Source organism: Salsuginibacillus kocurii DSM 18087 (assembly GCF_000377705.1).
GTDB classification, from domain to species: Bacteria; Bacillota; Bacilli; order Bacillales; family Marinococcaceae; genus Salsuginibacillus; species Salsuginibacillus kocurii.
Genome location: NZ_KB898624.1, coordinates 459,607 through 468,737, shown reverse-complemented (window position 1 = coordinate 468,737; position 9,131 = coordinate 459,607). Strand labels below are relative to the sequence as shown.

General features: G+C 44.4%; 8 protein-coding genes. 7 read left to right on the top strand and 1 reads right to left on the bottom strand.

The features are described from left to right. The first annotated feature begins 124 nt into the window (after nucleotides 1-124). Nucleotides 125-1,837 carry an IS1182 family transposase gene (locus D469_RS0106620; RefSeq protein WP_018922598.1) on the top strand — a complete coding sequence of 571 codons (1,713 nt, stop codon included), beginning with the start codon at nucleotides 125-127 and terminating at the stop codon, nucleotides 1,835-1,837. On the opposite strand, the gene rpmB is transcribed toward D469_RS0106620, so the two are convergent. Then, nucleotides 1,809-1,997 (bottom strand): 50S ribosomal protein L28, encoded by a 189-nt coding sequence (rpmB, locus tag D469_RS0106615; protein WP_018922597.1) that lies wholly within the window; start codon nucleotides 1,995-1,997, stop codon nucleotides 1,809-1,811. The two genes, D469_RS0106620 and rpmB, sit on opposite strands and share 29 nt — an antisense overlap. Before the next feature lie 186 nt (nucleotides 1,998-2,183). Between rpmB and D469_RS0106610 the strand changes: the two genes are divergently transcribed. The 6 genes from D469_RS0106610 to recG all read left to right on the top strand — a co-directional run bounded on the left by D469_RS0106610 (nucleotide 2,184) and on the right by recG (nucleotide 9,090). Beyond that, the gene (locus D469_RS0106610) at nucleotides 2,184-2,546 is read left to right on the top strand and encodes an Asp23/Gls24 family envelope stress response protein (RefSeq protein WP_018922596.1); all 363 of its coding nucleotides are present in this window, start codon (nucleotides 2,184-2,186) and stop codon (nucleotides 2,544-2,546) included. 32 nt (nucleotides 2,547-2,578) lie between these two features. Beyond that, the gene (locus D469_RS0106605) at nucleotides 2,579-4,273 is read left to right on the top strand and encodes a DAK2 domain-containing protein (protein ID WP_018922595.1); all 1,695 of its coding nucleotides are present in this window, start codon (nucleotides 2,579-2,581) and stop codon (nucleotides 4,271-4,273) included. 29 nt (nucleotides 4,274-4,302) lie between these two features. Next, nucleotides 4,303-5,178, top strand: coding sequence for a DegV family protein (locus D469_RS0106600; RefSeq protein WP_018922594.1), 876 nt, complete (start codon nucleotides 4,303-4,305; stop codon nucleotides 5,176-5,178). Between the two features lie 295 nt (nucleotides 5,179-5,473). Further along, nucleotides 5,474-6,136, top strand: a complete 663-nt coding sequence (gene sdaAB, locus D469_RS0106595; RefSeq protein ID WP_018922593.1) for an L-serine ammonia-lyase, iron-sulfur-dependent subunit beta — start codon at nucleotides 5,474-5,476, stop codon at nucleotides 6,134-6,136. Nucleotides 6,137-6,160: 24 nt separating this feature from the next. Continuing rightward, nucleotides 6,161-7,048 (top strand): L-serine ammonia-lyase, iron-sulfur-dependent, subunit alpha, encoded by an 888-nt coding sequence (gene sdaAA / locus D469_RS0106590; protein WP_018922592.1) that lies wholly within the window; start codon nucleotides 6,161-6,163, stop codon nucleotides 7,046-7,048. After that, the gene (recG, locus tag D469_RS0106585; protein WP_018922591.1) at nucleotides 7,045-9,090 is read left to right on the top strand and encodes an ATP-dependent DNA helicase RecG; all 2,046 of its coding nucleotides are present in this window, start codon (nucleotides 7,045-7,047) and stop codon (nucleotides 9,088-9,090) included. The genes sdaAA and recG overlap by 4 nt, the downstream gene beginning before the upstream one ends. The last annotated feature ends 41 nt before the right edge of the window (nucleotides 9,091-9,131 follow it).

Sequence of the window (9,131 nt, the reverse complement as noted above, 5' to 3'; positions counted from 1 at the left end):
GAAGGGGCTGTCCCAAAAGGGCAGCCCCTTACCTTTTTATTCCAATTTAAAATACTAAAAAAGAGATCATCCTTTTGCTAAAATGGAAAGTAACCACACCAACCACTAGAAAGGATGATCTCTTATGTTTAAAGATTATACCATGGGACAACTCGTTCTACCAATGGATTTTAGTGATTTGATTCCAGAAAATCATGTGTCACGTGTGGTGCATGACATGATTGAACAGGTGGATGAGCAGTTGTTCTATGCCGCTTATGAGGGCGGAGGCCGCCCTTCTTATCACCCAAAAATGATGACGAAAATTGTTTTGTATGCCTACACGCAAAAATGGTATTCCTGTCGTGACATTCAAAAAGCCCTTGAAGAAAACCTGCCGATGATGTGGTTAGCTGCCCAGCAAGTACCGAATTTTCGAACCATCAACCGCTTTCGTTCCGAACGCATGCAAGACTTGATTGAGCCCCTTTTCACCCAATTAATCCAACTTCTCTTAGACCAAGAGTATATCACTATGGAACATTATTTTCTCGATGGGACGAAAATCGAGGCGAATGCCAACCGGTATTCATTTGTATGGCGAAAGGCTTCTGAGCGTTATGAAGCAAAGCTCCAAGACAAACTAAAAACCCTTTTCGCTCATATTGAAGACACGATCCGTCAAGATGAAGCCACCTGTTCCCCTTCGGAAGAACCTTCGGCTCGCATAACCTCAGAACAACTTCAAGAGGCGGTCCATCAAGTGGAAGAGCAGTTAGGCAAAGCGGAACAGGCTGTTGAATCAGCTGCCGATCCTGAAGAGAAAAAAGTAAAGAAAGAAGAGCTTCGCACCTTACGGCGGATGCATAAATCCATGACATCAGATTATTTGCCGCGGCTCCAAAAGTACGAAGATCATTTTGCCACATTTGGAGACCGTAATAGTTTCTCAAAGACAGACCGTGATGCGACATTTATGCGCATGAAGGAAGATCATATGAAAAATGGGCAGCTCAAGCCGGGTTATAACGTTCAAGCTGGTACGGAAAATCAATTTATTCTGGGGTACTCGATTCACCAACGTCCAACGGACGCTCGCTGCTTTCAACCGCATATGAAAATGCTGAAAAACCGAGCACTGCCCTTCCCTGAGCAAGTTGTTGCGGACGCTGGTTATGGAAATGAGAGTAATTATGTATATGCCGATGATCAGGACATCGATCTCCTCGTTCCCTATAATATGTGGCGAAAAGAGAAGAAACGCAGTTTTAAGAAAAATCCTTATCATGTACAAAACTGGACCTATGATGATAAAGGAGATTACTTTATTTGCCCGAATAATCAAAAGGTAACCTTTCGATACAAAAAACATCGAACGGATACGTATGGCTACCGACGTCAATTTCGGATTTACGAGGCGGAAGATTGCAGTAATTGCCCGGTCAAGTCAGCTTGTACGAAAGCAAAAGGGAATCGGCAGATTCATTATAATCCGCTGTATGAAGCGAAAAAGAAAAAAGCGAGAGAAGCCCTTGGTACGGAAGAAGGCGCTGAGACCTATAAGTTGCGTAAAGTAGAGGTCGAAAGCGTGTTCGGCCATATCAAGGGCAATAGGTCGTTGCGCCGCTTTTCTCTTCGCGGCCTAGACAAGGTCAACGTAGAGTTTGGGTTGGCAGCCATAGCCCATAACCTCCTAAAACAAAAGGAGGTGGACAACCTCTATCATTATCATAAGGATAATACTAAAAAATCCGTTGTGATGAATAACCATCACAACGGATTTTTTAATACTTTTCAAAGGCTTTTGGGACAGCCCCTGTGTTTATCAATTAAACACGTTGAACTTTACCGGCTTTAAGCGCTTTTGCAGAAACATATACGCGCTTTGGTTTTCCATTAACAAGAATACGAACCTTTTGAACGTTCGATCCCCAGCGGCGTTTTGTAGCGTTGTTAGCGTGGGAACGGTTGTTTCCAGATTTTGGACCTCTACCGGTCACGTAGCATTTACGGGCCATACGTAGCACCTCCCTATCACTTAAAACACTTAGTACCATACTGAACAATACTAGCATACGAGAAGCGCATTAGCAACTCATTGTTTTAATATATAGAAGGATTGTAACAGGCGTTCTTTGAAAAATGAAAGAGGTGTAGTAAAATAACCTTAGTTGGTATGCTTTTAAATTAAAAGGAGGATGGTTATGGCCATTGAAATGAATTCGCAGCTAGGATCCATTGATGTTTCTCGTGAAGTTGTTGCCACAATTGCAGGTGGAGCAGCCATAGATTGTTACGGGATTGTTGGGATGGCTTCACAAAAACAAATTAAAGACGGTCTGACCGAACTTCTCGGGAAAGAAAACTTTTCTCGTGGTGTGGTAATTCGAGAAATAGAAGATGATCTGCATATTGATATGTATATTGTAGTCAGTTACGGCACAAAAATTTCTGAAGTGGCCTACAATGTCCAAACAAAAGTGAAATATCAGCTAGAACAAATGTTGGGACTAACCGTTGAGTCGGTTAATATTTTTGTTCAAGGCGTGCGTGTGGTTAACACATAACCAATGCACGCAAGATTTAAGGAGGAGAAGAAGTGACAGAGACAACAGTAGATGGCAGCATGTTGCGCAGCATGTTTATTCAAGGGGCGAATAACCTCGGGAATAATGTTGATAGAGTAGATGCACTAAATGTATTTCCGGTACCGGATGGAGACACGGGGACCAATATGAATTTGACGGTAGTTTCTGGCGTGAAAGAAATACAGCAGCTGCATTCTGCCAATGCAGGCCAAGTAGCAAAGTCGTTTTCAAAAGGTCTTTTAATGGGGGCCCGTGGCAACTCCGGTGTAATACTATCGCAGTTGTTCCGGGGGTTTTCCAAACCGCTTGCAGATGCAAATGAGCTGGATAGCAAGCAGCTGGCTAAAGCGTTTGAAACCAGTGTGGATACGGCTTATCAAGCAGTTATGAAACCAGTCGAGGGTACGATTTTAACCGTAGCTAAAGATGCTGCCAAGGCAGCAAAAAAAGCAGCAAAAAAAGAGACCTCGATCAAAGAAATGTTACATGCTGTGGTAGCCGAAGCTAATGCTTCGTTGGAACGCACTCCTGATCTACTTCCGGTATTAAAGGAAGTTGGGGTCGTAGATTCAGGAGGTCAAGGGCTGGTTCATGTATATGAAGGAATGTTAGCTGCCGCACGTGGAGAAGAAGTTACTGAAGCCTCTAGTCAATTGTCTATGGATGAACATGTTCAGTTAACTCATCACCAGAATGCTCAAAGCCAGTTGTCAGCTGAAGACATTGAATTTGGTTACTGCACGGAAGTGATGGTTCGTTTTGAAGATAGCAAATTAGAGCAACATCCATATAACGAAGAAGGCTTTCGTGAAGAATTGGGCCAATACGGAGACTCGCTCTTGGTCGTAAGTGATGAGGATTTACTGAAAATACATATCCATGCCGAAGAACCAGGAGAGATCCTTTCGCTTTCTCAGCGTTTCGGCGAACTTGTTAACATCAAGATCGAAAATATGCGGGAACAGCACTCTGCTTTAACTGGTGAGAAAGCGGCGCCAGCGGCCAAGCCTTCTCCAGTCGCTGAAAAGGCGGAGCAAGTGAAGGAACAAAAACCTTTTGCCGTAGTCACCGTTGCCATGGGAGACGGTATTTACGATTTATTTAAAGGCCTGGGAGCGGACGTGGTAATCGAAGGCGGCCAAACAATGAATCCAAGTACTGAAGATATTGTCCGGGCTATTCAAGAAACAAATGCTGAACAAGTTTTCGTTTTACCGAACAATGGGAATATTGTAATGGCGGCTGAACAAGCAGCAGAGGTTAGTGAACAACAAGTGCAAGTGATCGCCACGAAATCTGTTCCGCAAGGTTTAGCTGCTATGTTTGCATTTGAACCTGAACGCACAACAGCAGAGAATGAAGAGGCAATGAAGGAAGGCTTAACGCTCGTAACAACTGGCCAAGTGACCCATGCTGTCCGTGATACAACGATTGAAGGGCATTCCATTAAAGAAGGCGACTTTATGGGAATTTGTGAAAGTGAAATTGTTTCCTCTGGGCAATCAGTAACTGATGTAGCCGAGCGTTTAGTCCAAGCAATGGTTCAAGAAGACACAGAAATCGTAACCATCCTGACTGGCGCTGATGCCAAGGAAGAGAATACTTCTTATCTGGTTGATTATATTGAGAAAGAATATGACGACGTAGAAGTGGAAGTGCATGCAGGCAAACAACCACTTTATGATTATATCCTGGCAAGCGAGTAGGCCAGAGGAAGGGAGAAGGTTGTTGATTTATGGCGACAAAATGGAAAATCATAACCGATAGTACGGCGGACCTTCCAGAGGAACTCGTCAAAGAGCTAGACATTACGGTCGTACCTTTAAAGGTGATTTTTGGCCAAGAGGAGACCTTCTATGACAGAATTAACTTAATGCCTGAGGAGTTTTATGAGAAGCTGAGAGAGGCCGACCAAATGCCAACCACCTCCCAGCCTTCGCCCCACGAATTTGAAACAGTATATCGAAAACTCCATGAAGAATCTGAAGCGGGCACTAAATTGGTATCGCTCCATTTATCAAGTCAGCTAAGCGGGACCTATCAAGCGGCTCAAATTGCTGCAGACCAGTTATCTGAAGAAGGATTAGACATAAAAGTAGTAGATACAAAACGGGCTAGCTGCGCGGTTGGGATTATTGTCAAGGAATTAGCCCAAATGGTGCAGGCTGGCGTTTCACCGTCAACTTGTGAAGAGCGCCTTCAAGAACTGCTTGAGAAAACAGAGGTTTATTTTATCGTCGATACCTTAGAGTTCTTGCAAAAAAACGGAAGAATTGGAAAGGCGTCTGCTTTGTTAGGTTCATTGCTGAAAATGAAGCCGATTCTCTCATTAACAGCTGACGGAGAGGTCTACCCACTGGAAAAGGTGCGGGGCAGAAAGAAAGCGTTGCAGCGCCTTGGCGAGATATTACGGGAAAAGTATGGGACTCAGCCAGTAGAAACGGCTATTTCGCATGCTGAAGTTTTTGAACAGGCAGATTCTGTGCTTGCGACAGCAAAAGAAAATGTTGAGGTAGTGTCTGTTATGAAAAGCAGTATCGGTCCTGTTATCGGGGCGCATGTCGGTCCTGGGGCACTTGCTATTGCGGTGGCTCCTGCCAAAAACAACTGATCACTTTACCCGTCGTCGAGAAAGCGACGGGCTTCTCTTTGTAATTAAGACTTAGGTTAAACCTCTTTCTTCAGGGGTTCCATGGTTTTTTACATGTTTCAATACGATAGTAGAGAACGATGTAAAAAAAGAATGAAAGCGCTGTCTTTTGTTTATCTGTTCTGTACCATAAATAGTAACACTCTCTCATTGGAGTTTCTGCTTATCTAAATGGAGATGATTTTATTTGCTGCCTTCTACGTAAGGGAGATTTACCACATGACACCAAGCCAACTTTGTTGAAAGGGGATTGAACATGAAATATCGCAGCGTGTTTGATATTATCGGACCGGTGATGATCGGTCCGTCCAGTTCTCATACCGCCGGGGCTGCTAGAATTGGCCGCTTAGCACGTTTATTGTTTGGCAAAGAGCCGAAACGGGCAGACGTTCATTTTTACGGTTCTTTTGCACAAACATACCGAGGTCACGGCACCGATGTTGCAATTGTTGGTGGGTTATTGGACTATGATACATATGATGAAAGGCTTCCTAAGTCAAAAGAAATTGCAAAAGAAAAAGGGGTTCGAATCTACTTTCACGAAGAAGATCTAGTAACTGAACACCCGAATACCGTACAATTAAAATTACAAGAACAAGAAGAAACGATGGAGATTACAGGGGTATCGATCGGAGGAGGAAAAATTGAAATCACCGAATTAAATGGATTTCAATTGAAATTATCCGGTCATTATCCAGCTCTTTTTGTGGTCCATCATGATCGTCAAGGTACGATTGCTCATGTGGCAAATACCCTTGCAGCACAAGGGGTTAATATCGGCCAGATGGAAATGTCGAGAAAGGAAAAAGGGCAGGAAGCCTTAATGGTTATTGAAACAGATGAAGTAGTAGAAGATGAGGTATTAAATGAACTTGAAGCATTTGATCACATTCTCCAAGTAGCAAGGATTTATGAATAATTGGTTGGAAAAGGAGGGGTGGCTGTGTTTCGAAACGCAGCTGAACTTGTGGAACGAGCCCTAGCAGAAAATATCTCTGCTGCTGAGGTTATGATTCAACAAGAGATGCAATTAAAAAATCGATCTAAAGCAGCGGTTATGCAGGATATGGATGAACGTTTAGCGGTGATGGAAGAAGCTGTGCGCCGCGGGACGAGTGAAGAAGTTACTTCCGTTTCTGGTTTAACTGGCGGAGATGCCTTAAAGATACAAACGTACATGAAAGAACATACCCCCTTGTCAGGTGCAACATTGTTAGATGCCGTTAGTAAAGCGATGGCTACCAATGAAGTGAATGCAGCAATGGGAACGATCTGTGCAACCCCAACTGCTGGATCAGCCGGAGTTGTTCCAGGTACTTTGTTTGCAGTAAAAGAACAATTACAGCCGAGTCGTGAGGATATGATTCATTACCTGTTTACATCTGGTGCTTTTGGTATGGTCGTAGCAAATAATGCTTCCATTTCAGGGGCGGCAGGTGGTTGTCAAGCTGAAGTAGGCTCGGCTGCTGGCATGGCAGCAGCGGCTACAGTGGAATTAGCCGGTGGTACACCAGAACAGGCAGCTGATGCTATGGCCATTGCTTTGAAAAACATGCTCGGTCTTGTATGTGACCCAGTGGCTGGCCTGGTCGAAGTGCCCTGTGTGAAACGAAATGCTGCAGGAGCCTCTATTGCCATGATGGCTGCTGATATGGCACTGGCGGGCGTGAAAAGCCGTATACCTTGTGATGAAGTCATAGTAGCAATGTATAAAATTGGGGAGAATATGTCTGATGACTTAAAAGAAACAGCCCGTGGCGGACTTGCTGCTACCCCTACTGGACGCGCGCTGGAAACTGAAATATTTAACATCTCCCTGGAACGCTCATGACTACTAAACTACAGCAAGATGTAGGTGTTATAAAAGGGATTGGCACAGAAACAGAAAAGAAGTTAAATGGACTCGGAATTTTTACAGTAAAAGACCTAATCGGTCATTTGCCCTTTCGTTATGAAGATTTCAAAGTAAGCTCCCCAGAGGAATTGGAACATCAAGAAAGAGGAACTCTGCAGGGAGTGGTGCAAGAAACTCCAGTTGTCCGCTATTATGGCAAAAAGAAAAATCGGCTGACGGTGAGAATGCTAGTTGGCTATGTTCTCGTTACGGTAGTTGTATTTAACCGGGCTTATTTAAAAAACCAGTTAGAACCAGGCACAACCATCTCAGCTACTGGGAAGTGGGATAAACATCGCTTAATTTTAACAGCTCAATATATCAGCAAAGAAGAAATGCAGGAGTCTTCCGGCTTAGAGCCCGTTTATGCTTCCACAGCAAATGTAAGCGTCCGTCATTTAAAGCAATGGATTCAAACAGCGTTGCACGAAGCGGGGCATGAAATGGAAGATTTGCTTCCTTCAGCTTTGAAGGAAGCCTATAAACTTCCTGATATAGTAGAAACAATGCATGAAATTCACCAGCCTACAGACCGAATTGCCTTAAAGCATGCCCGGCGGCGCATCGTCTATGAAGAGTTCTTTTTGTTTCAACTGTCAATGCTTGCCTACCGAAAAAAGCAAAAACAAGAGGAGCCAGGCACGCCACTCAAATTTGAAGAATCACTCCTGCGTGCTTTCATAGCTGAACTTCCTTTTTCGTTGACCTCTGCCCAACAGCAGGTTATCCGAGACATTCTTGCGGATATGGCTTTGCCTGCTCGCATGAATCGGTTGTTGCAAGGAGATGTGGGCTCAGGGAAAACAGTAGTAGCAATGATTGCGATGTATGCAGCTGTGATAGCTGGGAAGCAAGCAGCTTTTATGGTTCCAACCAGCATTTTGGCAGAGCAGCATGCTAAAGAAATTGAAGAGCGCCTTACGCCTTATGGCATTCGGACGTCATTGTTAACTGGAGGCCGTACGGAGAAACAACGAAAAGAAACGTATCAACAGTTGGCTGGCGGAGAGATTGACATTATTATCGGCACCCATGCCTTAATTCAGCCTGAGGTGCCTTTTCGTGATTTGGGCCTTGTCATAACAGATGAACAGCATCGTTTTGGCGTTAAACAGCGCAGAACATTGCGTGATAAAGGGCAGCATCCCGATATTTTATTCATGACTGCGACTCCAATTCCGAGAACACTTTCGATCTCTGTGTTTGGAGATATGGATGTTTCAAAGCTTAACGAATTGCCTGCGGGTCGAAAGCCTATAGAAACATATTGGGCCAAGCCGGCGATGCTTGAGCGGATTGTTCGCTTTCTTGATAAAGAAATAAATCAGGGAAGGCAAGCGTACGTCATTTGTCCATTGATTGAAGAATCGGAGCAATTAGATGTACAAAATGCGCTTGATATTCATGCAGAGTTAGAGGAAATGCTTCCTCATCAAACAGTTGGTTTAATGCATGGGCGCTTGCCGCAAGAGGAAAAAGAAGAAGTTATGCGAGCATTCAGCGCAGGCGAAACATCGCTGCTAGTTTCCACTACGGTGGTGGAAGTGGGGGTAAATGTCCCCAATGCAACTGTAATGGTTATAAGTGATGCTGACCGTTTCGGTTTAGCTCAGCTCCATCAGCTAAGAGGGCGAGTAGGGCGGGGCAGTGAACAGGCGTATTGTATCTTAATAGCCGACCCGAAAACTGAACAGGGGCAGGAGCGGATGCGGATCATGACTGAAACTTCTGATGGCTTTGAGCTGTCAGAGCGGGACCTTAAGTTACGCGGGCCGGGGGACTTTTTCGGAAATAAACAAAGTGGCATGCCCTCATTTAAGATGGCTGACCCCGTTCACGATTACCGCGCCCTGGAAACAGCCCGCAGCGATGCAGACAAGCTTGTGAACTCAGCCAGTTTTTGGGAACATCCTGACTATAAAGCGCTTCGGGAATACTTAGAAGAAAAAGGAGCTCTTGAACACCAGACATTAGATTAGATGGTTGCATGTCCATTTGCTGGATTATATACTACCATTAG